This is a genomic window from Psychrobacter pulmonis (assembly GCF_904846465.1).
Lineage (GTDB): Bacteria > Pseudomonadota > Gammaproteobacteria > Pseudomonadales > Moraxellaceae > Psychrobacter > Psychrobacter faecalis.
The window spans coordinates 13,818-36,055 of record NZ_CAJHAT010000006.1 but is presented as its reverse complement, the minus strand read 5'-3'; the positions used below and the strand labels follow the sequence as shown (position 1 = coordinate 36,055).

Here is a 22,238-nt window from a genome sequence, read left to right as displayed (position 1 = left end):
TGACCCCCTATGACTGACCAACTCAAGCGCGCCATTAGCGCTGCAAAAACCGCCCAAGCCAATGATGCACAAGCTGAAGCTACTCGTATCGCGAGCAGCAGCGCGGGTGAGCAAACCTTTGATATGAGTGAAACGACTTATAAGACTAGCCACACTGCTGTGCGTAAGGCTCGTCGCTTTGCGATGCAAGGCCTATATGAGTGGTTGGTTACCGATCGCCGTTTTGATATCGATGGCAAGCTTGGCTGGAAGGACAATGCGCCGCATGATATCGCTGCCCGTACGCGCGCGACCAATGCCATGCATACCGTTCATATCGGCTACTATCATGAAATGATGCGCGATATTCCAGAGCAGATTGACGCTCTCGATGCGCTAATCAGTCAACATCTTGATCGTGAAATCGATAAGCTTGATACCGTCGAGCACGCCATTTTATTAATTGGTGCTTATGAACTACAAAACCGCTTAGAGATTCCGTATAAAGTCGTGCTTGATGAGGCGATGAAGCTGAATAATCACTTTGGCGCTACAGATGCGCATAAATTGATTAATGCTGTCCTTGATAAAATGGCGGTTGAATTGCGTGTGCTTGAAGTAGACGCAGATAGCAAAGCCAATCTACGCACGTCACAAAAAGCGGCGACTCAAGCAAATACTAAGCAGACTGAAGCTCAATCTACTGCTGTTGAAGAAGCTAGCGAAAGCACTGCTGAATCTGATGTCGATAGTACGTCTACCGCCTCAAACAAACCGCGTATCAGTGCCAATAACGCCAGTGTTAAACGCAATAGCGCGAGTAAAGCTCTAGCAAATATTATGGACTATAAGATCAATAAGAAAAACGACGCCGCAAAAAATGAAACGCCAAATAATATCGTTAATGACAAATCTGCAGAAGAAAGCGCTTTAGAAGAAAACTCTTTAGAAAAAAAAGGGGCTACTAATGGTGTTAGCAATGATGAGAATAGTGACGCAGCTGACGTAGGCTTACATGATTCAAATCTTATTACTCCTGATGAAAACAATAAAGACTAGCCATGAACGAATTTGAGCTGATTGAGCGTATATTTGCGCAAATACAAGCTGCACCGTCATTGTCCAGCACTGCCGAAGCACACAATATCGAAAAAGGCATTGGTGATGATGCGGCGGTAATGAGCTTGCCTGCAGGTGCACACTTGGTTAGCTGTATTGATACCCTCGTTCAAGGGCGGCACTTTAGCGCTGATTGGAATGACGTAAACGAATTAGCCTTTCAAATCGGCTATAAAGCGGTCGCAGTGAATGTCTCAGACATTGCTGCGATGGGCGCAACGCCGCATAGTATTCTATTGGCCTTGGCCTTACCTGAGCATTTGGCGAATGAGCAATGGCTGACTGAATTTGCCAAAGGTTTATTTCACGCCTGCCAGCTATTTGGTATCACGCTTATTGGCGGTGATACCACGCGCAGTGATAGATTAGTGCTTAGTGTCAGCGCGCAAGGATTACTGGCTGCAAACATTCCGGCTGTCTACCGCTCAGGCGCGCAAGTCGGCGATAAAATCTATGTCTCAGGGTCACTTGGCGATGCTGCTTATGCGCTACAGCATCCTAATACTGCTATCGGTATTGAGCTTGCCCATCGGTTGCATATGCCAACGCCGCGTATTGCCTTAGGGGCAGCAGTGGCAACAATTGGCGCAACTTCGATGATAGATATCTCTGATGGTCTGTATCAAGACCTTGGGCATATCTGTGAGCAAAGTGCCGTTGGTATGCGCGTCCACCTTGAGCATCTGCCTACCAGTAAAGTATTATCAAGCGTTGGTCTATCTGAACGCTTATTATGTCAGTTGGCGGGCGGCGATGATTATGAGCTGGCTTTTACCTTGCCTGCCCATATCGAGCCACCGATTGATAATAATAGCGACACGCCTGTGACCTGTATCGGTGAAGTCATAGCCGCAAACAAGGCAGATACTGCTAAAAATGTACGACCCGAGATTTTTTATCAAGGCCTAGCAGTCACACCGACGCATCCCGCCCCATTTCCTACTTGGCCCAATCTGACGGGTTACCAACATTTTGCAGGTTAACCCATGATTGATCACAACCTATCTAAGCCTGATATTCGACAAGCCAATGATTGCCCGCCTCTACCCGCCAATGCCAGCGCGTTTGATCGTTTGGTTTATTGGCTTGGTATCGGTCTAGGTAGCGGTCTGCCGCGCCGTGCACCCGGCACTTGGGGTACGGTTGGCGCTTTAATCGTTGCGATACCATTATTAAGCCTAGGCTTTGTGCCGTTTTTGATGATTACCATTTTAGCTTGTTTGCTTGGTAATGCGATATGCGGTCGTACCTCAGAGCTGATGGGCGGTCACGATAACCCGCACATCGTTTGGGATGAGTGGGCTGGTATGTGGCTTACCCTCCTGCCGCTATCTTATATGGGTATCGCCAACGGCAGTTTTTGGCAAAATTTCACTCAAATACCTACTATCTTAGCCATCATTATTGCCTTTATACTGTTTCGCTTTTTTGACATTATTAAGCCGCCGCCGATTGGCTGGGCAGATAAAAAAGTCGCGGGCGGTCTGGGTATTATGCTCGACGATATTATTGCGGGAGTGATGGCGGCAGCCGTTTGGGTGATTATTTATACCTTTATCTTCTCTTTTAGCTTTTAATCTTAAGTTTGTCCTTTAAACCTCAAATAAATGTTTTTACCATAAATAATTCTACTTTATCGCCTTTTATATCGCTCACCTATTTAGCGGTTAGATTTTCTGAACGCCTGCTGTTTAATTTATATCTATAGACAGCTAATGTCATAATCAGTTTACAAAGATGTCACGACATAGCGTTTTAGTTAAGTCGTAATTTGCGTTATAATTCAGAATTATATTTTGTTACATTTGTAGGCTCTTTTTTAGGAATACTATGACAGCTCCTCTTTCAGTAATTATCCTCGCGGCTGGTAAAGGCACGCGTATGCAATCAGCCAAGCCAAAAGTGCTACAGACACTGGCTGGCAAGTCATTATTGGGTCATGTGCTTGATACTTGTCATCAATTGACCGTTGATGACACCATTATTGTCCATGGTTTTGGCGGCGAACAAGTCCAAGCAGACATTAATGAGCAATATGCGCATTTGCCGATTACGTGGGTTGCCCAGACTGAGCAGTTAGGTACGGGCCATGCAGTAAAAGTCACCCTATCTGAGTTACCAAAAGAAGGCCAAAGTCTGATTTTATATGGTGATGTGCCATTGGTCAGCTGCCAGACGTTAACAGCTTTAAAATCTGCCAATACTGATGGTATGTCGATGTTGACGCTAACAGTAGACAACCCATTTGGTCTTGGTCGTATCAAACGCGATAAAGAGGGCAATATTGAAGCCATCGTTGAGCAAAAAGATGCCAACGCCGATGAACAAAAGATCCAAGAGATTAATAGCGGTATTTACTGCGTTGATAATGCATTATTGCATAAATATCTGCCAAAGCTGTCTAACGACAATGCGCAGCAAGAATACTATCTCACCGATATTGTTAAGATGGCGGTTGCTGAAGGCATCAATATTGTCGCCATCGAGCCTGAACATAGCTTTGAGATTGAAGGCGTCAATAACCGCCAACAGCTTGCCAGCTTGGAGCGTACGTGGCAAGGTAAGTTGGTTGCTGACCTGCAAGAAGCTGGCGTCCAGTTTGCCGATCCGACGCGCGTTGATATTCGTGGCAGCTTGATCGCAGGCCAAGATGTATTCGTCGATGTGGGCGTTGTGTTTGAGGGTGATTGTGTCTTAGGTGACAACGTTTATATCGAAGCTGGCTGTGTGATTAAAAATGCGCACATTGGTAATGCCTGTCACCTAAAGCCGTACTGCGTCATTGACAGTGCGCACATTGGTAACGGCGTCGATATTGGACCTTTCGCCCATTTACGCCCTGATACTGTTTTGTCTAATAACAGTAAAGTAGGTAATTTTGTCGAGATTAAGAAATCGACTATCGGTCAAGGTAGCAAGGTCAATCATCTAAGTTATGTGGGTGATGCGACGGTTGGAACAAATGTCAATATCGGTGCGGGCGTGATTACCTGTAATTACGACGGCGTCAATAAATCGCAAACCATCATCGAAGACAATGCCTTTATTGGCTCTAACGCCAGCTTGGTTGCGCCAGTTACCATTGGTGATACCGCTACGGTTGCGGCAGGCTCAGTGATTACCAAAGACGTCGATGATAGCGCCTTAGCCTTTGGCCGTGCGCGCCAAACACAAAAAAATGACTTTCAGCGCCCAACCAAAAAATAAAGGCGGCGCTGATAGTTGACTCGATAAAATGATGGTAAAACCACTAAAGCAGTACGACAATAATTTGTGGTGCTGCTTATTTATATTTACAGATTAATGATTATCCATGTGTTGGCAACTTTCAAAATCACATGGTATGAAAACATAAAATTTAAGGAATAATTATGTGTGGAATCGTTGGAGCAGTTGCTGAGCGGAATATTGCCAATATCTTACTTGAAGGCCTTAAACGCCTAGAATACCGTGGTTATGACTCTGCTGGTCTGACTGTTATCCGTAATGGCGAGCTACATCGCGAGCGCCAAGTGGGCAAAGTACAAGCGTTGGTCGATGCCGTCGCCGTCAATCCTGAATTTTTCGACGGTCATATCGGTATTGCACATACGCGCTGGGCCACGCATGGCGAACCTGCACAGCGTAACGCCCATCCACATGTATCTGGTAAAATCGCCGTGGTACACAATGGTATCGTTGAGAACTATGCTGAGCTAAAAGAAGAGCTGATTGCTAAAGGCTACGAGTTTACCTCGCAAACTGATACCGAAGTCGTCGCTCATCTAATCAATGATATCTACAAAAATAAGCCTGATTTACTAGAAGCGGTACGCGCAGTTATTCCGTTATTACATGGCGCGTTTGCCCTTGGCATTGTGCATATTGATTGCCCAGACGAGCTGATTACCGTCCGTTTAGGGTCGCCTTTGGTCATCGGTGTAGGTATCGGTGAGAACTTTATTGCCTCTGATCAATTGGCGCTTTTGCCTGTGACCAATCGCTTTATGTACCTAGAAGAAGGCGATATCGCCAAATTAACCCGCAATAGTATTGAAGTTTATGCAGACGGCGTAAAAGTAAAACGCCAGATACACGAGATTGATGCCGCCCAGCATAATGCTGATAAAGGCGAGTTCAAACATTATATGCTCAAAGAAATCTATGAGCAGCCAGATGCGGTTGCCCGTACGATTGAGATGGCAATAGATAGTGATGCACCATCTAAGCTGCGCGATGACTTTTTGCAGCGTCATGAAGCGCAGTTAAAAGGTATCAAGAATGTTCAAGTCATCGCTTGTGGCACCAGCTATCATTCAGGTTTGGTCGCGAAATATTGGTTTGAAAGTCTAACCCGTGTGCCGTGTTCGGTTGAGGTTGCTAGTGAGTTCCGCTACCGCAATCCAGTGGTCGTCGATGACACCTTGGTCATTTGCATCTCGCAATCAGGCGAAACGGCGGATACCTTATCGGCGCTACGCGATATCCAAAAACATACGCCAGCAGGCCTCGTCAGCTTGGCTTTATGTAATGTACCGACCTCATCTTTGGTACGTGAAACCGATATCTTTTTACCAACGCTTGCCGGCCCTGAGATTGGCGTTGCTTCTACCAAAGCCTTTACCACTCAGCTTGCCGCGTTGATGTTACTGGTATTAAAAGTGGGTGTTGTACAAACGCGTATGACAGGTGAAAAATTAACCACCTTGCTGGGCAAATTACAAGCGCTACGCGGGCAACTACATGCCAGCTTACAACTCGATGCGCCTATCAAAGTCATGAGTGAGCACTTTGAATATAAGAAAAGCTGCTTATTCTTAGGTCGCGGTTTACAGTTCCCCATCGCCTTAGAAGGCGCGCTGAAACTAAAAGAAATCTCTTATATTCACGCAGAAGGCTACGCCGCAGGTGAGCTAAAGCACGGTCCATTGGCGTTGGTCGATAAAGACATGCCAATCGTGGTGCTCGCGCCAAAAGACAGTATGTTTGATAAGCTAAAAGCCAACATGCAAGAGGTACATGCGCGTCACGGTGAGCTGTTTGTATTTGCTAGTGAAGAAAGCAAGATGGTCGCAGAAGATAGAATGCACGTGGTTTATGTCCCTGAGGTTTGCGAGACGCTTGCCCCTATCGTTTATAGCGTACCGGTGCAGTTGTTGTCGTATCATGTCGCAGTGATGCGTGGTACGGATGTTGATCAGCCACGTAATCTCGCAAAATCAGTCACGGTCGAGTAAGATAAGCGTTTGATTTTAAAATATTTTTTATCTTAATATTGTATAACACTAAATACTTTGCTGTCTAGTACCATATAGATAGCAAAGCATTTTTTTATAATGGACATAAAAAATTTCAATAATTTGGATATATCTCAGTATATATATTATATTCAGCAGCAAAGTAACCCAGAATTGATTATGTCCCTATTTCAATTTCAGAGTCAGCCTTATTTAAGTTGTCGCAAATGTCTTTGGTGACCTCAAAACTAGCCACTTTACTATCATCTAAATCGTAATAGCTATACTGATAATCAAATCCCTTATTTATCCCTTGCATAACTTCTGCTTCTGCACAGGCTAACCCAGTACGTTCATCGCTCATTTCCGTTTCAAGCTCTTTTCTTTCAGAAGCATTATAATCAGATATCTTTAGCCGATAACCGAAAGTAACCGTTGTTCCATCAAAATCAATCTTTTCTAACGTAGTGACTTCATCAATTACGCTTGGCAGCTCTCTTTTTAATGTATCAATATTATGATACATCTCCTGTACATCGCGCTCGTGATTGCTAGCTGTGGTAACCTTTTCATCACGAGCTAAAACCGAATTATCATTCGAACAGGCAATGACTGTGAGAAAAGATAAAAGTAGAATCAATGCTTTAAGTTTATTGAACATAATTATCTTTGTTGAACCTAATTAGCCAAAATAATATGATTAGGGCGCATCCTCATTCTAAATGAAAACACGCCCTATTATACAAACATGAATAATTAAACCAGCCCTTTATACAGAAAATAAAATCCCACCACCGTTAATAATACCGCAAAGCATTTTTTTAATAGTTCTGGCGATAGTATATGAGCGACTTTTGCGCCTAATTTTGCGGTAAAAAAGCTCATAATACTAATGCCTAAAAAGGCATAAATATGTACAAAGCCAATGGTATTAGGCACATCGACTTGCTGCTGCATGCCAAAAAACATAAACCCTAATGCACCGGCTATAGCAATCGGCAACCCGCACGCCGCTGAAGTCCCAACCGCTTTTTGCATCACCACATTATAACGCGTGAGATAAGGCACGGTTAAGCTGCCACCGCCAATACCAAAGATAGCAGAAGCGACACCAATAACCCCGCCTGCTGCTAATTGCTTAGGTTTTGAGGGGAGTACTGGATTGGCGTAGTTGGCGCTACTGACACCATTAGCGCCACTAGAATGATTAGCAACAGGTTTTTTACCGGCAAAAAACATCTTATAAGCAACCCACAGTAAAAAAACCCCAACAATCAGCTGAAGATACAACCCAGATATCTGCCCTGCGATTCCCGCGCCTAAGAAGCAACCTAGCGCTAAACCTGGTGCCAGATTTTTAAACACCGGCCACATCACAGCGCCTTTTTTATTGTGTGCCATAAGCGAGCTGATAGAGGTGACAATAATAGTCGCCAATGACGTCCCTAATGCTAAATGCATAATGCTGTCAGGGCTGTAATCCATTTGGGTAAAAACGACAAACAATAAAGGCACAATAATCGTGCCACCGCCCACACCAAAAAGCCCGGCAGCAAATCCTGCTAGCGCGCCTATTATTAAAAAAATGAGTATTTCCACAGGATAATTACTTCTCAGTTAGCTATAGTTTTAGTTAAATAACAAGGGCTTTAAAAGTAGGTTAAACGATTTCTGTTTGACCCACTTGATGGTACGAGCGATTGAAATACACCAAACTTTCATCGCTCACACCTTGTTTGATGGCGACCACGCGGCACATAAAAATACTGTGTGTACCGACTTGTTGAATGTCATCAATTTCACAATCAAAACTGACCAGCGCATCCTCTAAAACAGGGGCACCTGTGGTTAATGTCGTCCAAGCACCGTGACAAAAACGCTCTTCTGAGCATAGTTTGGAGGCAAAGGCATTAGATATGGGTTCGTGCTGCGTACCTAAGACATTGACACTTAACGTTTTGTTTTCAAGAAAATGTTCGTGTGAGCGCGAGCTCTGATTCATACAGACAAGCAAGGTTGGCGGTGTATCGGTCACGCTACAGACCGCCGAGGCGGTAAACCCATGACAGCCAGAGTCACCTTTTGTGGTGATCACATTGACCGCTGTCGGTAATAGAGACATGGCATCTCTAAAATCAGTTGCTTCAATCATGACTTAACTCCTAAATTTTAATCTTTAAGTACTTTAATCTTTAAGTACATTGATAACTGAGGTCACTCATGGGTTTAAACAAGGTAAGCTTTGTTAAGAAATGCTAAACGCTAAGCTCTTTACGTACAATAGCTGCACCTGCGCTCAAGGCTTGCAATTTACCACGTGCCACTTGACGAGATAACGGTGCCATGCCGCAGTTGGTCGAAGGATAAAGCTTATCTGCATCGACAAACTGCAGCGCTTTACGTAACGTATCTGCTACTTCTTCCGGTGTTTCGATATTATTGGTTGCCACATCAATGGCGCCGACCATTACCTTTTTACCGCGAATCAGTTCAATCAAATCCATCGGTACATGCGAGTTTTGACACTCCAGCGAGACAATATCGATATTTGACTGCTGCAATTTTGGAAAGGCTTGCTCATATTGACGCCACTCTGTCCCTAAAGTTTTTTTCCAATCGGTATTGGCTTTGATACCGTAGCCGTAGCAAATATGCACCGCCGTCTCACACTTTAACCCTTCGATAGCACGCTCTAAAGTGGCAATACCCCAGTCGTTAACATCATCAAAAAACACGTTAAACGCTGGTTCATCGAATTGAATGATGTCCACACCAGCCGCTTCTAAATCTTTCGCTTCTTGATTTAGAATTTTGGCAAATTCCCAAGCCAGTTTTTCACGGCTTTTATAATGACCATCATATAAGGTATCAATCATCGTCATTGGGCCGGGCAACGCCCATTTGATAGGTTGATCGGTTTGCGAGCGTAAAAATTTGGCATCGTCAACAAACACAGCTTTTTGGCGACTTACGCTACCCACAACTGACGGAACACTTGCCTCATAACGATTGCGAATTTTAACCGTTTCACGCTTTTCGAAATCGACACCATCAAGATGTTCAATAAAGGTAGTCACAAAATGCTGACGTGTCTGCTCGCCATCACTGACGATATCAATCCCTGCCTGCAATTGCTCTTGTAATGACACCCGTAGCGCATCTTGTTTGGCTTCGAGCAGTTGCTCGCCCTCTAAAGCCCAAGGTGACCAAATTTTTTCCGGTTCAGCTAGCCAAGACGGTTTTGGCAAGCTGCCAGCGGTTGAGGTTGGTAATAATCTTTGTGTCGATAATAACTTTTGTGTTGGTAATAGCAGTGTCATAACATTTATCTTCTTATTTATTGGTATTCTCATTCCAGCTAGATTGATAGTATTTAAATTGAACGTATCTAGGTTGAAAATAGTTAGGCAGCGTACTCTTTATCTGCACATGCTTCTGCCGCGTGCTCATTCACCTCATAGCTTGCCGCCCATTCTTCAAGAATCGCTTGGTAAGGCTTGATAAACTGCTCTTGCGTAAACTTACCTTGCTTCACTGCCATCTGGCTACGCTCTTCACGGTCATAAACGATTTGCGTGAGTGAATAATCTTGGTACTTCAAACTGGGCTGATATACCTGACCTGCCGTCGAGTTGGCATTATAAATTTCAGGACGGTAAATCTTTTGGAAGGTTTCCATAGTTGCAATCGCACTGATGAGCTCAAGATCGGTGTAGTCACTCAGCAAATCACCAGCAAAATAAAACGCTAAAGGCGCAACACTACCAGCAGGCATAAAATAGCGCACGGTTAAGCCCATTTTATGAAAATAATCGTCAGTTAAAGAATATTCGTCTTGTCGGTATTCAACCCCTAACACCGGATGCTGGTTAATCGTACGATGATAGGTTTTACTGGTCGATACACTTAGGCAAATCACCGGCTGTTTATTAAACTCAGCTTGATAGGTTTCTGAATTCAATAAATACTGAAACAGTTTGCCATGTAAGTCACCAAAATCTGCCGGCGGTGGCGATGACGGGTTTTTATCGAAATGCTCTAATAGGACAACGCTAAAGTCATAATCGCGTACATAAGAGGAAAAACTATTACCAATCATACCGTCGATACGGGTATTGTCTTTATGGTCGACGATCGTGGTTTTTAGCGTTTCGATGACCGGAAAAGTATCGCCATTACCTTCAATATCTAAATCTGCTGAAATAATATCAACTTCAACCGAATAACGGTCGGCGGTTGGGTTATCCCAATGCGCCAAGGCGTTAAAACGATTATTGATCATTGTTAACGTTTTTTGCAGATTTTCTTCACGCTGCTCACCGCGCGCCAAATTGGCAAAGTTCGTCGTCAAACGCGTGCTATCTGCCGGATGATAGTTTTCATCAAAACGAATGCTCGAGATGGAATATGTAAATTGTTTACTCATGATAATCCGCTACCCTAATCTAATCTCATAGTCTGAGATAAAACCAAATTTGTGTATGAGATAAATCATACCCGAACGCGATCATGAATAAAAATGATACTATTTAAATCTAAGATGAGTTAAATTCACGTTGATAAGACAAGGTTATGGAATAGGACTTGATAACTAGGAGCGTGGCAGAAGGTTTTATGAATAATGATATTTTGAGTGATTTTTTTGCATTAGAAAATAATTAACGTTTTATATTCATATAAAAGAATGTAGGGTAGTTAATTATGGATGATAAAAAATTTCTCTGGCAGGCATTATGCGTGAGCGCTCTAATTTTTATATTAACAGCCATGCTTGCGGTTAGGTTTCTAGATATGTTGTAGTCAGCATGGCTTTAACTTGTGCTATGCCTTAAGTTTAGGCAATATTCTAAAAAGTTGATAGTACTCCTAACCCTTATGATTAACAGGGTGCAAAACCCTAAATCAACTACTTTCCGTGTGGTTGATCTAGCAGCTTTACCAGCACAAATTATTTTTCAATAACGACGCTTTCCTTCTCTTTACCATGCGGTATCAACCATTTGCCAAACCATCCTGATAAGTCGTCCATCAAGGTATAAACCACGGGAATGACTACGAGGCTTAATAGGGTTGAGGTGGCCAAACCGCCCAATACCGCGGCAGCCATCGGACGACGGAAGGTAGGATCGGCATCTCCCCAACCAAAGACCAATGGCAACATGCCAGCGCCCATCGCAATGGTGGTCATAATAATTGGCCGCGCACGCTTACGACAAGAATCGATAATGGCATCAAAACGCGCCAAACCTCGGCGCTGAGCAATCAATGCGTAATCGACTAATAAGATAGAGTTTTTGGTAGCGATGCCCATCAGCATGATAAAACCAATCATCGATGGCATCGACAGACTACTTTTGGTAATCACCAAGCCGACAAAAGCGCCACCGATAGACAGCGGCAGAGCCATCAAAATGGTAAATGGCTGTAATATCCGCCCAAATAATAAAATCAGCACGCCTAAGATACAGACCACACCGACAGACATCGCAATCACAAAGCCACTAAATAGCTCAGCCATATTCTCGGCTTGTCCTTGGTCAATAATAGTAATAGAGGCCGGCAGCTGCTGCATACTGGGTATGGCTTTAACTGCTTGCACCAAGTCCCCAAGCTCGCCATTGGCAGGCTGCACCGTAATACTAATCGCCCGCTCACGATCAAGGCGGCTGATTTGTGCAGGTCCGGTACCAAAGTTTAACGATGCCACCTCACCTACCCGTACGCCTTGTCCCGGTGGTAAGGCGCTTGGCACATATAAGCCTTCTAATTGACTGACATTTTGTTTGGCAACATCTGGCAGGCGCACCACGATAGGAATCTGGCGTGTATCGAGATTGAGCTTAGATAATCGCTGCTCATAATCACCAACAGTCGCCACACGTAAGGTAGTGGCGATATCTTGCGTGGTCACGCCTTTATCCGCCATCGCCAGTCTGTCTGGAGTTACCGTTAGCTCTTGACGCGGTAGACTGCGGTCACTGGTGACAGCGCCGGCACTTGGTAATGCACGAATCTCTGTCATTATTTGCTGCGCGGTTTGCTCGAGCAGTTGCGGATCGGTACTGGTCAAAGAAAAATTATAACCGGTCTCACCGCCACTCGATAAACCAACCGTAAAGCGTGCGCCGGGTACTTCTGAGAGCATGCTGCTTATCTGCCGTTCAATCTCTTGCTTAGAGGCACGCTCTGCGCGCGGAGCAAGTACGATATCTAAGCCCGCGATATTTTCAGCTTTGCCGCCTGAGCTGGCCTCCATTGCCGCTTGCGCTTCGCCTACCGAGGTAAAAATATGGCTCACTTCAGGCATGGCCAATATACGCTCACTAGCCATCGCCGCCACACGTTCGGTATCTTCTAGCGCTACATCTGGGGTTAGCTCAATCTCAACCCGCGTTTGGTCAATATCATTATCAGGAATAAAGGACGTTGGTAGTAATTTTACCAAAGCAAGTGATGCTACAAATAATATTAGCGTCGCACCCATGGTAATCCAGCGGTGATGCAGCGTCCAAGAGACCACTTTTAGATACCAATCCATGAGCGCGCTTTGTTTTTCGACATGCTTTTTTTCTGGTCGCAATATATAAGCGGCCATCATCGGGGTGATAAGACGCGCAACCATTAACGACGCAAATATCGATAAGGCGGCAGTCCAACCAAATTGCCGGAAAAACTGCCCGACAATCCCGCCCATAAAAGCTGTCGGTAAAAACACTGCAATTAGGGTAAATGTGGTCGCGACAACGGCTAAACCAATCTCATCAGCTGCTTCCATTGCTGCTTCATAAGGCGTCTTGCCCATGCGCAAATGGCGGATAATGTTTTCAACTTCTACAATCGCATCATCGACCAAGACCCCGATGACCAATGACAGCGCCAATAACGAGATAATATTAAGACTAAAGCCGAATAAGTACATCCCTAAAAAAGTAGGAATAACTGACAACGGTAACGCCACGGCCGCCACAAAAGTCGCGCGGATATTGCGTAAAAATAAAAACACCACGACCACGGCAAGCAAACCACCTTCTATCAGCATGCGTAACGACGCTTGATAATCCTCAGCGATTGGCGTAGCACGATCATAGACTTTTTCAATATCGATATTGCCGACATCGGCTGACAGCTTGGCAAGCTCGGCGTCAACCAGCTCCATCACTTCAACCTCACTGGCACCGCGCGAACGGGTGATATTAAATGCCACCACTGTTTGCCCATCAAGCTTAGCAATCGAGCTTGGGTCAGCAGCGCCATCGGTAATTTGCGCCATACGTCCAAGCGCTTGCGTACCACCTGTCGGTACCGCGACTTGTAAATTGTTCAAATCACTGGCACGTTCAACCGCACCAAGTACCCGAATAGTTTGGGTGGTTTTACCTACTTCCGCTTCACCGCCTGAGCTGTCTTGTTGAATACCGGTGATTTGTTCTGATAACTGCGCGATAGGATATTTCAAACCGCTCAACGCAATTGGGTCGGCGGCAACGGTGATTTCACGTTGCAAACCACCGATGCGGCTAACGGTACTGACCCCTGGAATATCGGATAAACGCTTGGTGACCGTATCATCGACGAACCAAGATAAGTCCTCGACATTCATATTGTCGGAGGCAACAGAGTAAGTGACGACGGGAAACCCGGCCGTTGAGACTTTGGTAATGATTGGATCATTGGCCGCAGCTGGCAAATCGCCACGTACCTCACCGACCGCCGAACGTACATCATCGACTGCTTCTTGTATGTCTTTTTCTAGGACAAACTCGGTGACCATGGTCGCGGCACCCGTTTGTAAGGTGGTACGAATATGCTTAACGCCCTCAATACTGGTGAGCTTATTTTCTATCTTTTTGGCAATGTCGTTTTCGAGCTGCGATGGCGCGGCTCCCGGCAAGGTCACCGTCACCACCACCGCTGGCAGGTCAATATCAGGGAATTGCTGCACCTTCATTTGCATAAAACCGTAGATGCCGCCCAAGGTCAGCAGCACAAACAGCAAGATGGCAACTAAAGGATTTCTAATCGAGTAAGCGGAGACATTTAAACTCATGAGCGTGCCTGCGTGGCTGTGCCCGTACTTGCAGTGTTTGCAACTTTACCAGTTTGGCTGCCTGATTTATCATTGGCGGTATTTAGACCATCAACGATACGTACCAAGTCGCCATCATTTAAAAAGCTACCGCCTTGCTTTACAAGTCGGCTGTCTGCCGGCAGTGGCTCTGTCAGCGCCACGTTATCACCAAAGCGCTCACCCAAACTCACGCGTTGTTGCTTGATACGGCCAATGTTTTGACCGTCTTGGCTCTTAATATTGGTCACTAGCATCACGTAATCATAGCCGTCATTACTGACGATAGCGCTATTGGGCACCGTTTGCGCGCTGGTACTACCCAATAAAAACTCGCCCGTTTGATACATGCCCGCGCGTACTTTTGAGTTTGGCGCAAGGCTCGCATAAATGGTGATTTGGCGATTATCATCAGCCGTTGGTGCAATACGGTTAACTTTACCCATGACCGAATCGCCGGCTGGCAAGCTGACGCGCACTGGCGTACCGACACTGACTTTACCGAGCAGCTTAGGATCGATATCAGCACGCCACTCTAAAATACCACCTTTGATAATGGTAAATAATGGCTCACCACCAGCAACCATACCGACTTCAGCCATTTTTTCACTGATGACACCGCTGACCGGTGCGACCACATTGGCGTTTTTCACACTCAAGCGCTGGGTACTAAGACGCGCTTTCGACGCTTGCAATGCCGCTTCTGCTTGTAGCTTTGAGGTACGATAGCGATCCGCTTCTTGCCTACTGATGGCATCAATCTCAATTAGCGGTAGGACGCGAGCGGCATCGGCAGTTGCATTAGCAAGCGTTGCTTCGGCTTCGGCAACATCGGCCTCCGCCTGCAAGACTTGCTGCTGCATGGCATCGGTATCAAATATCGCCAGGACTTGCCCCGCTTTGACCCGATCGCCTTCTTCAACCAACACCTGCTCGATAGCCACACCATTTACTTTGGCACTGACATTAGCGACATCTTTAGCGTTGATGGTGCCATCGGCACTGAGTGTGTTACCAATACTGTCTTGGCTTGGCGACACCGTTTCGACCGACAACACCGCTTGCGCGCTGCTAGCACCGTCTGGGTTTGCGCTAGCGTTTTGCACACTGTTAGCAGCTGGCGACTCATTACTTACCGCTTTATCACCGCCCCAGTACTTGCCGACCAATACCCCAATGACAAGCACGATAGCCAATACCGGCAACAACCATAAGGGAAATTTTGACCTTGGTTTAGGCGCTCGCCCATCAGCTTGGCGGTAAGGTAGTAGCTCAGATTCAACTGGCAGCTTGTGGTCTTCAACATCGCTCATGATAACTCTCTGTCAATACAGGCAATTAGAAATGGTATAAGAAATATAATGTTAGAAACATAATAGGAAAAAAAACAGACTAGCGTCAATCAAAGCTGCCTAATAAAGCCATACAATAAACAATAGGGTTATGCGTTTTTAAGCTTAAAAAATAGCAGCTTATAAATACTCTACCCATGCTCACAGTCAACCTTTAACCCGCGCAGCACTATTTATGATTACATTAGTCTGTAAATTTATTGAGGATAGCATATATCAAGTCATCATCTTATTTTTATATATAGTGTCTTAGGTTCGTAAGTTTAGCGTCTACTAATAATAGGCTCATGTAAAAACTCTCAAAGCGAATATGATAAAAGCAATAAACTAGCAGAACGGCTTGTTAATAAATTTTAAGCGACCGACATTATCTTTTATCATCTATATAACTTATAAAAACCATAAAGAAAAGCCATTATTCCTAAAAGAATAATGGCTTTTCTTATGTCAATCAGTAATAGAAGACTTCTTGCGTTAACCAGTATTAAGCATTGGTATAGCGACTGGCCTCTGGCATCCAGCGGTGTATCAATTGGCTTACGTCGGCTTTACGTGTCGGATCGCTAATAAGATGTTTTGCTAAGCGCTGCGCAATGGCAAATAATTGCTCATCACGAATAAGGTCGGCCAGATAATAACCGACGTTGCCAGTTTGGCGTTTGCCTAACAGCTCACCAGGACCACGTAATTCTAAGTCTTTTTGCGCAATAACAAAACCGTCAGTACTTTCGCGCAGGACGTTTAAGCGCTCCGTGCCCGTCTCTGATAACGGCTTTTGGTATAATAGTACGCAAAAGCTTTTGGTCGAGCCGCGCCCAACGCGCCCGCGTAACTGATGTAATTGCGATAACCCTAGCCGTTCGGCATTTTCGATGACCATTAACGACGCATTAGGAACATCAACACCCACTTCGATGACCGTTGTGGCAATCAGTAAATCAAGATTGCCAGTCTTGAATTCTTGCATGATGGCTTGCTTATCAGCGAACTTCATTTTGCCATGTACCAAGCCAATGCGAATATCCAAGCGCTCATTTAAGTCTTCATAAGTCGCTTCTGCTGCTTGCGCATCAAGCACGCTAGATTCTTCTACCAATGAGCAGACCCAATACGCCTGCCTGCCTGCTTCACAATTGACCGCAATACGCTCAATGACTTCATCGCGGCGGTTACGGTCAATCGTCACCGTGGTAATTGGCGTACGCCCCGGTGGCAGCTCATCAATGATAGAGGTATCCATATCGCCATACACACTCATGGCGAGCGTACGCGGAATCGGCGTTGCCGTCATAATCAGCTGATGCGGAGTACTATTGGCCACGCCTTTATTGGTCAAGGCCATACGCTGCTCAACGCCAAAGCGGTGCTGTTCATCAATAATGACCAAGCCCAATTTGGCAAACTGTACCTGCTCTTGAAATAATGCATGGGTGCCAACGACCACTTGTACCGTATTTTCCGCCACTGCCGCTAAGGCTTCGCGGCGCTGCTTTGCCGTTTGTTTACCAGCGAGCCAGCCAACGCCGACCCCTAACGGCTCAAACCAGTTTTTAAAATTCACCAGATGCTGCTCTGCTAAAATTTCCGTTGGTGCCATGACCGCAACCTGCCAGCCACTATCGAGTGCATAACCTGCTGCGCCTGCCGCGACCAAGGTTTTGCCTGCGCCAACATCGCCTTGTACCAGTCTTAGCATCGGAATAGAAGTCGCCATATCTGCCGTGATATCTTTCATGACTCGTTGCTGCGCACCGGTTAAATCAAACGGCAACGCCGCAAATAGCTTATCCGTCAGCGGGCTATTCATAGTACATTTAGGCGCTTTATACTGATGTAATTGCTGACGGCGATATAACAAACTAAGTTGATGCGCGGTCAGTTCTTCAATGATTAGACGCTGACAGGCAGCATGGGTGCGGGCGCTTAGTTGCGTAAGCAGCTGATATTGTCGTCCTGCATCGGTATAAGTTGGCGGCGTATGCAGCAATACTAAGGCTTCAAATATCGTTAGGTTATAAACGTTTTGATTAGCCATGTCATTAACTGCAGTTGTGTTGCCAATATTGCTTATTGAATTGTCAGGCACACGACGCGCAAGGGTTGAGAATATATCGTCTGGAAAATCATCTTCTGCCATTGCCAATTTAGCAGGCTCAAAAGGCGCTAACGGTAAATCCGCAACCACCCCAAAGTCAGCAGGCGTAAACAAGGTCATCGGTAGACCTTGGGTGCGCACCGTTTGCAGCGCAAGCTTAATTAGCGTACGCAGCTTATTTTGATGTAAGCCTTTCACGCTCGGATAAATCGGCTGTAACCCTGTATTGACGATGGCTTCATTGCTACTGATCACTTGGTATTCAGGATGATGTATCTGCTTACCGTAACGACTGACCTTTACTTCACCAAATAATTGTAGCTGCGTGCCAATACTCATCGTTTGCGCAAGGCCACGATAGACCTTAAAAAAACGCAGCGATATCGTGCCAGTATCATCATCAACCACCACCGTCATACCACTGCGCTTGGTATCGACATGCACCACCCGCCCTGTAATCAAGGCGGCTTGTCCATGCGCCACATCAGCTATCGATACCAATCGGCTACGATCTTCATAATCACGCGGTAGATGCAACAGCAAATCAAAAATGCGCTCGATACCTAACTGGGACAACTGCTCCGCCACTTTTGGCCCCACGCCCGCCAGTGCCGTTACCGGCATATCAAGCGCCGAAACGGGCATCTCAGGCCTTATAGCGTCTGCTGAGTTCAAGGTAGTAGTGCGGCGAACCGATGTGGGCATCAATAATCCTAATGATGGTTATGATTTAACGTATATTTGGTCTTATAAAAGCTATAATCATCAACCTCTATAAAATATTTAATCATGATGATTATAACTGACAAGCTACCTGCCTATGCTAAGCTATTTAACGATATGGCGTCTAGCTGATTTCTCAGTAAGCGACTGATGAATGGCTTATCGTATACCTCTTTATTGCTCTATGGTGATTTTTGCATATGTTTTTATCTACTCATTATAATGGCTATCGTCATTTAGCACGCTTGCTGCGATTTAGTATGCTTGGCATATTGGGCGTGTTTATTAGTGCTTGCCAAAGTTTACCATCAGTTACTAAAACCGTCGCACCTATAGAAAAACAGCCAAAGGTCACCTTAGTCTTAGGCGGCGGCGGTGCCAAGGGCTTTGCCCATATTGGCGTGATTAAAGCCTTAGAAGAAAACGGTATCACGCCAACGCTAGTGGTCGGTACCAGTGTCGGCAGTCTGATTGGCAGCTTATATGCCAGTGGCTATAACGCCAAGCAGCTTGAGCGCTTAGCGTTAAGTACTTCTGACAGTGAACTAACAGATTTCACCTTATCCAATCAAGGCTTTATTGAAGGTATTAAACTTAAAAACTTTATTAATGCAAAAGTTGGCGGACGCGATATAGAGGACTTTCCTATCAGCTTTGCCGCGGTTGCTGCCGAAAAATATACGCTAAAAAAGGCCATTTTTAGCAGTGGCGATGCCGGACTTGCGGTGCAAGCATCTTGCAGCGTACCCAATATTTTTATCGCGCCGCGCATTCCTGAAAAGATTGGTAAAAAATATGTTGATGGTGGCGTGGTCAGCTTAGTACCAGTCGACACCGCCCGTGATTTAGGGGCCGATATTATCATCGCCGTTGATGTGACAGCGGCGAATGCTAATAGTCCTGCTAATAACAAGATACCGACTATCAATTCATTAAGTAGTTTTTGGGGTTTTCTTGAAAGCAATGTCATTACCAATTTTTCTAACGCAACCAATGTTACGAGTGTTAGCCAAGCAAGCACCAAGCGTTCGACAGCAATGCGCCGTGAACGTGAGCGCGCTGATATTATTATTATCCCCGATATCGGTCATATTAGCTCGCTAGATACCAGCCAACGACGCGCGCTAATGACAGCTGGTATGCAAGCCACCACCCCGCAGATTGCCGCCATTAAGCAACTTATGAAAGACAAAGCCCAGCAAGAAAAAGGTCTTGTAGAAAAGCTGCCAAGTAAATATGCCACGCTTTAATTTCAAAAGCACATTCAGCTGGTAAAAGCCATTTTACCAAATCTGAGTTAGTAAGTTGTTTATAAAAAAAGCACCACAGCCTAGACCTTAGACTGTGGTGCTTTTCGATTCGGCAGGCATTAGATAAATATCAAAAAACAGACTTATTTAACGCGTGCACGATATTTAACCACAACGGTATCATTCAAACCAACGCCTTCTAAATCCCAACGTACCGCTTTATAGTATTTTAACGGAATTTCTTGCAATTGATTATCAACCTTACCGCGTAATGGCATACGGGCAAAAGTATTGCCGTCAGCACTACCATAAGGGAAGTCAGGAGAAACGGCACGTAGCAATTCTACTTGCTCAGGAATACTCATAGTGACGGTCATTTTACGTACGCGATCAGCATTGGTATTGGTAAAGTAGCCTTGATATTCTAAGACATTCCCTGACTGCAGGCGCGTATTGGCATTGACTGGAACCAGTACTTCCTGACCATTTGCATCAACACTAATCAATGAGGCGGTGATTTTACTATTGACCGCTTGCGCCGTTGAAGTGCTGACTGGGTTGGCATTCGACTGGATTGCCACTGAATTATCAACGGCTTGCTCTGGCGTTGGCAGCATTGCTGAAGCCTGCGTCACTGCCATCACGCCAACGAGCGTACCAGCGACAACATGAAATAAGCGGTGGCCGCTCCACGCACTGAATGGGTTTGCAAAATGGTTACTTTTCTTCATGACATTCATTATCCCTAGTTAATGTATCGGTAAAACAGTATAGCGGTAAAACAATTTGTTAATAAAGCGTCGGTCAACAACATGGTTATTTTTATCAATTATCTGCGTAAGCTGGTGCTAAAGCAATAGCGCTTAGCATAACAAAAAGCGTTTGGCGGTACACCAATCCCGTGTTGAGGTTGTGTATATCATCTATTTGCTACCAAGATTCATTAAAGTGGCTAAAATAAAAGATAGCTCATAACGGTGTTTTTTGCTATGGTAATTCATTAGCGACACGCTTTTGCTGTCACGCTCTTTTTCTTATTCTAACAACTATTGCACCCATTATGACTACTAGCGCCATGCCACAAATTAATCCTGAATACGTACACTGGTTCCGCAACTCTGCCCCTTACATTAACACCCATCGCGGTAAGACTTTCGTGATTATGTTTGGCGGTGAGGCGGTCAATCATCCCAATTTTAGTACCTTGATTCACGACTTTGCTTTATTGCACAGTCTAGGTATCAAACTGGTACTGGTACACGGCGCGCGACCGCAAATCGAAAAAAACTTGAAAGATGCGCAGATTACTTCTCCCTTACATAAAGATATTCGCGTGACCCCGCGTGTTGCTATGCCGGCTATCTTACAAGCGGTTGGTGCAATTCGTTTGCAAATCGAAGCCCAACTGTCGATGGGCTTAGCAAACTCACCCATGTATGGCTCGCGTATTGACGCGGTTTCGGGCAACTTTGTCACCGCCCGTCCTTATGGAATACGTGACGGCGTTGATTATCAGATGACTGGTGAGGTGCGCTCAATCGATGTCGAAGCCATTAAAAATAACCTGTTACATGACCATATTGTGATTTTAGGCTCGATGGGTTATTCAGCAACGGGTGAAGTTTTCAACTTATTGGCGGAAGATGTAGCGCTTAGTGCGGCTGTGGCGCTCGGTGCTGATAAGCTGATATTCTTAGGCGAAGAAGCCGGCATCAATCATGACGACCGCTTGTTGCGTGAGATGATTCCAAATGAAGTCGACCGCTTTTTACGCGATCGTGATTTAAATTGCGAGATTAATTACTTCTTAAGCTGTGCTAGCAATGCTTGCCGTCAAGGCGTACATCGCACCCATATCATCTCTTATGCCAAAGATGGCGCGTTACTCGAAGAGCTATTTACCCGTGATGGTTCTGGCACCTTGATTAGCCATGACCCGTATGAAGAGATTCGCCGTGCTGATATTGACGATGTGGTTGGACTGCTTGAACTACTAACCCCGCTAGAACAACAAGGTATCTTAGTCAGCCGCTCGCGCGAGCGCTTAGAACAAGAGATTGACCACTATAGCGTCATTGAGCGTGATGGTATGATTCTAGGCTGTGCCGCGCTTTATCCACTGGATGCAGATTCAGCGGAAGTGGCTTGTGTGGCGGTGCATCCTGAATATCGTAGTGGCAGCCGCGGTGCTGACCTGCTGGCGTTTTTGGAGCAACAAGCGCGCAGCCATGGTTTACATAAGTTGTTCGTCCTGACCACTCGTACTGCACATTGGTTTGTCGAGCAAGGTTTTGCGGAAGTTGATGCTGCCGCTTTACCGGAGGCGCGCCGTGAAAAATATAATAACGGTCGCAATTCTAAAGTGTTCCAAAAGACTTTATAATTCAAAATAACTTTATAAGCCGCGAGTTAATTGGTTAGCTAGCCCTTCATTCATTA

16 protein-coding genes are annotated in these 22,238 nt (G+C 45.4%); 7 read left to right on the top strand and 9 right to left on the bottom strand.

Going from position 1 to position 22,238, the window contains the following annotated elements; genetic code table 11:
- Positions 1 to 9 precede the first annotated feature (9 nt).
- The 5 genes from nusB to glmS all read left to right on the top strand — a co-directional run bounded on the left by nusB (position 10) and on the right by glmS (position 6,314).
- Entirely contained in the window at positions 10 to 1,038 is a 1,029-nt protein-coding gene (nusB, locus tag JMX70_RS10420; protein WP_201591895.1) for a transcription antitermination factor NusB, read from the top strand.
- Positions 1,039 to 1,040: 2 nt separating this feature from the next.
- On the top strand, positions 1,041 to 2,081 hold the full coding sequence (gene thiL, locus JMX70_RS10415) for a thiamine-phosphate kinase (protein WP_201591892.1): 1,041 nt from the start codon (positions 1,041 to 1,043) through the stop codon (positions 2,079 to 2,081).
- Positions 2,082 to 2,084: 3 nt separating this feature from the next.
- Complete coding sequence (locus JMX70_RS10410) at positions 2,085 to 2,675, top strand: phosphatidylglycerophosphatase A family protein (protein WP_109592018.1); 591 nt, start codon at positions 2,085 to 2,087, stop codon at positions 2,673 to 2,675.
- A 253-nt stretch (positions 2,676 to 2,928) separates the two neighbouring features.
- Positions 2,929 to 4,305: a bifunctional UDP-N-acetylglucosamine diphosphorylase/glucosamine-1-phosphate N-acetyltransferase GlmU gene (gene glmU / locus JMX70_RS10405; RefSeq protein ID WP_201591890.1), complete on the top strand. Its 1,377-nt coding sequence runs from the start codon at positions 2,929 to 2,931 to the stop codon at positions 4,303 to 4,305.
- A 164-nt stretch (positions 4,306 to 4,469) separates the two neighbouring features.
- Positions 4,470 to 6,314 (top strand): glutamine--fructose-6-phosphate transaminase (isomerizing), encoded by a 1,845-nt coding sequence (gene glmS, locus JMX70_RS10400; protein WP_191690643.1) that lies wholly within the window; start codon positions 4,470 to 4,472, stop codon positions 6,312 to 6,314.
- Between the two features lie 178 nt (positions 6,315 to 6,492).
- Here glmS and JMX70_RS10395 read toward each other — a convergent pair whose 3' ends face one another.
- The 8 genes from JMX70_RS10395 to recG form a co-directional block, all read right to left on the bottom strand.
- Positions 6,493 to 6,975 carry a hypothetical protein gene (locus JMX70_RS10395; protein WP_201591888.1) on the bottom strand — a complete coding sequence of 161 codons (483 nt, stop codon included), beginning with the start codon at positions 6,973 to 6,975 and terminating at the stop codon, positions 6,493 to 6,495.
- Positions 6,976 to 7,070: 95 nt separating this feature from the next.
- A complete protein-coding gene (locus JMX70_RS10390) occupies positions 7,071 to 7,913 on the bottom strand; it encodes a sulfite exporter TauE/SafE family protein (RefSeq protein ID WP_201591886.1) in 843 nt (280 codons plus the stop codon).
- A gap of 61 nt (positions 7,914 to 7,974) precedes the next feature.
- Positions 7,975 to 8,466: a flavin reductase gene (locus tag JMX70_RS10385; RefSeq protein WP_068406101.1), complete on the bottom strand. Its 492-nt coding sequence runs from the start codon at positions 8,464 to 8,466 to the stop codon at positions 7,975 to 7,977.
- Positions 8,467 to 8,569: 103 nt separating this feature from the next.
- Positions 8,570 to 9,634, bottom strand: a complete 1,065-nt coding sequence (locus JMX70_RS10380) for a methionine synthase (protein ID WP_191692307.1) — start codon at positions 9,632 to 9,634, stop codon at positions 8,570 to 8,572.
- 83 nt (positions 9,635 to 9,717) lie between these two features.
- Entirely contained in the window at positions 9,718 to 10,740 is a 1,023-nt protein-coding gene (locus JMX70_RS10375; protein ID WP_201591884.1) for a DUF1852 domain-containing protein, read from the bottom strand.
- Positions 10,741 to 11,262: 522 nt separating this feature from the next.
- Positions 11,263 to 14,361, bottom strand: coding sequence for an efflux RND transporter permease subunit (locus JMX70_RS10370; protein WP_201591881.1), 3,099 nt, complete (start codon positions 14,359 to 14,361; stop codon positions 11,263 to 11,265).
- Positions 14,358 to 15,692, bottom strand: coding sequence for an efflux RND transporter periplasmic adaptor subunit (locus JMX70_RS10365; RefSeq protein WP_201591878.1), 1,335 nt, complete (start codon positions 15,690 to 15,692; stop codon positions 14,358 to 14,360). Before JMX70_RS10365 ends, JMX70_RS10370 begins: the two co-directional genes overlap by 4 nt.
- 523 nt (positions 15,693 to 16,215) lie before the next feature.
- Positions 16,216 to 18,531: an ATP-dependent DNA helicase RecG gene (gene recG / locus JMX70_RS10360; RefSeq protein WP_406947876.1), complete on the bottom strand. Its 2,316-nt coding sequence runs from the start codon at positions 18,529 to 18,531 to the stop codon at positions 16,216 to 16,218.
- 218 nt (positions 18,532 to 18,749) lie between these two features.
- On the opposite strand from recG, the gene JMX70_RS10355 reads away from it, so the two are divergent.
- Positions 18,750 to 19,799 (top strand): patatin-like phospholipase family protein, encoded by a 1,050-nt coding sequence (locus tag JMX70_RS10355; RefSeq protein ID WP_201591875.1) that lies wholly within the window; start codon positions 18,750 to 18,752, stop codon positions 19,797 to 19,799.
- Positions 19,800 to 19,942: 143 nt separating this feature from the next.
- On the opposite strand, the gene JMX70_RS10350 is transcribed toward JMX70_RS10355, so the two are convergent.
- A complete protein-coding gene (locus JMX70_RS10350) occupies positions 19,943 to 20,530 on the bottom strand; it encodes a hypothetical protein (protein WP_144298015.1) in 588 nt (195 codons plus the stop codon).
- A gap of 329 nt (positions 20,531 to 20,859) precedes the next feature.
- Here JMX70_RS10350 and argA point away from each other — a divergent pair, with 329 nt between their 5' ends.
- Positions 20,860 to 22,182 carry an amino-acid N-acetyltransferase gene (gene argA, locus JMX70_RS10345; RefSeq protein ID WP_191692313.1) on the top strand — a complete coding sequence of 441 codons (1,323 nt, stop codon included), beginning with the start codon at positions 20,860 to 20,862 and terminating at the stop codon, positions 22,180 to 22,182.
- Positions 22,183 to 22,238 lie beyond the last annotated feature (56 nt).

Bases quoted from the DNA above. Each gene is read 5' to 3' on its own strand.
- nusB (WP_201591895.1), top strand. From the start codon at position 10: ATGACTGACCAACTCAAGCGCGCCATTAGCGCTGCAAAAACCGCCCAA.
- JMX70_RS10355 (WP_201591875.1), top strand. From the start codon at position 18,750: ATGTTTTTATCTACTCATTATAATGGCTATCGTCATTTAGCACGCTTG.
- JMX70_RS10385 (WP_068406101.1), bottom strand. From the start codon at position 8,466: ATGATTGAAGCAACTGATTTTAGAGATGCCATGTCTCTATTACCGACA.
- JMX70_RS10365 (WP_201591878.1), bottom strand. From the start codon at position 15,692: ATGAGCGATGTTGAAGACCACAAGCTGCCAGTTGAATCTGAGCTACTA.
- recG (WP_406947876.1), bottom strand. From the start codon at position 18,531: ATGCCCACATCGGTTCGCCGCACTACTACCTTGAACTCAGCAGACGCT.
- JMX70_RS10380 (WP_191692307.1), bottom strand. From the start codon at position 9,634: ATGACACTGCTATTACCAACACAAAAGTTATTATCGACACAAAGATTA.
- JMX70_RS10370 (WP_201591881.1), bottom strand. From the start codon at position 14,361: ATGAGTTTAAATGTCTCCGCTTACTCGATTAGAAATCCTTTAGTTGCC.
- glmS (WP_191690643.1), top strand. From the start codon at position 4,470: ATGTGTGGAATCGTTGGAGCAGTTGCTGAGCGGAATATTGCCAATATC.
- JMX70_RS10395 (WP_201591888.1), bottom strand. From the start codon at position 6,975: ATGTTCAATAAACTTAAAGCATTGATTCTACTTTTATCTTTTCTCACA.
- JMX70_RS10410 (WP_109592018.1), top strand. From the start codon at position 2,085: ATGATTGATCACAACCTATCTAAGCCTGATATTCGACAAGCCAATGAT.
- thiL (WP_201591892.1), top strand. From the start codon at position 1,041: ATGAACGAATTTGAGCTGATTGAGCGTATATTTGCGCAAATACAAGCT.
- argA (WP_191692313.1), top strand. From the start codon at position 20,860: ATGACTACTAGCGCCATGCCACAAATTAATCCTGAATACGTACACTGG.
- JMX70_RS10350 (WP_144298015.1), bottom strand. From the start codon at position 20,530: ATGAAGAAAAGTAACCATTTTGCAAACCCATTCAGTGCGTGGAGCGGC.
- JMX70_RS10375 (WP_201591884.1), bottom strand. From the start codon at position 10,740: ATGAGTAAACAATTTACATATTCCATCTCGAGCATTCGTTTTGATGAA.
- glmU (WP_201591890.1), top strand. From the start codon at position 2,929: ATGACAGCTCCTCTTTCAGTAATTATCCTCGCGGCTGGTAAAGGCACG.